General features: G+C 81.1%; 1 pseudogene. It reads left to right on the top strand.

Annotated elements, in window-relative coordinates:
* A pseudogene (locus ACWDSL_RS53330) lies at positions 1–1,616 on the top strand (cell division protein FtsK); the annotation flags it as partial.

Genomic DNA, 1,616 nt, shown 5'->3' with positions numbered 1-1,616 from the left:
GCAACCCGCCCGGCCGACCCGGTGGCGGCCCGGCCGCGCCCGGGGGCCGCGGTACGGCGCCGGCGCATGGCGAGCCGTACGCCGGTGCCAACCCGGGCGGCGACCGGAGCCGCGAAGACCGGGGCCACGCAGGACACGGCCCCGCCGCGCGCGGCGACGGCGGATGGCAGCCTGCCGACGACCGCGTCCTGCCGGGGACGGACGAGAGCCCGACGCACTTCGGCGCCGCCGGAATGAGCCAGGGGCCGTGGGCCGCCACCGGCGGGGGCGCGGCCTGGGCGGAGTCCGCTCCGGGGCACGACCGGGCCGACGGCCCCGCGTCGCGCCCGGGCGCGGGGGCGCCGGGCGGCCCGGCCATGGGCGGCGCCGCGGCCCGTTCGCACACGACACCGCACCACCCACCAGCAGACGGCGGCGCCCAGGTCCCCCGGCAGGCCGGGGCACCAGGCAGGGTGTCGGCCACGGGCGGCGCCGCCCATGACGACCGGGGCGCCGGAGCGCGTGGCGGCCGGCCGGGCGCCTATGACATCGCTGACGTCGCCGGGGCGCAGGTGCGGCGGCGCGGCGGCATAGGGGCCTGGGCGCGGCGGCTCGCCTCCGGACTGGGCGCGGGCGAGCCGGACGAGGCATGCGGCGACGGGCCGGGCGGAGGCGCCGCGGGGCAGGCGGCCGCCGAGGCCGCCGCGCTGCACCGGCGGTGGCCGGATCCCGCCGCCGTACTGATGACGGCGCTCGGTCCGGGCCCGCGTCTGTGGGAGCGCGGCTTGGGGCACCCGGACGCGCTGAGTGTGCGGCTGGGGTCGGCCGACCGGCCCGCCGCGGGCGGCGGGCTGCTGCCCGCCGCACCCGTGACCGTCGATCTGCGGGAGGCCGGTTCGCTGGGCCTGGCGGGCCCGCGCGCCCGGCTGGCCGGGCTCGCCCGCTCCGTCGTGGCGCAGCTGGCGGCCCTGCACTCGCCCACCGAGCTGGAGATCATCCTGGTCAGCACGGACAGCCGGCGCCCCCTCGCCGAACGGCTCGCGCAGTGGTCCTGGCTCGGCTGGCTGCCCCACCTCCAGCCGCTGCGCGGGCAGGACTGCCGACTGCTGCTGGCGTACGACCCTGAGCAGGCCGCGGCCCGTACGAACGAGCTGGTGCGGAGGCTGGAGGACGGGCGGCCGGGCCCAGGCTGGGCGACCGCGTCCCCGGCGGCCGTGGCCGCCGCCGCGGCCCGCCACTCCGGCCCGCACACCGTGGTCGTCGTGGACGGCGACCCCGGCCCCGCGGCGCTGCGCGAAACGCTCGCGGCGCTGGCGCTGGGCGGCCCGGCGGCCGGAATTCATCTCCTGTCCCTGGTGGAGGCGCCCGCCACGTCCCCCGCGTCTCCGCTGTCGGCGAGCTATGGGGCCGCCCGTGCCGCGTCTCCGGTGTTCGCCGCCTGCGGGATGGCGGCGCTGCTCAGCGGCGATGTGGCTACGGGGCTGCAGATCGTGCGCCGCGGCGGCCACGACGGGGCGGCGGGCGCGGCCGCGACTGTGGACGCGGTGTCGGTGGCCTGGGCCGAGCGGTTCGCACGGGCCCTGGCGCCCCTGCGCCCGGCCGACTCCGCCCTGGAGGGCGGCGTCCCCGGCTCCGGC

It is taken from the genome of Streptomyces sp. NPDC000941 (assembly GCF_053599555.1).
This window is presented reverse-complemented; position numbering and strand designations above follow the sequence as displayed.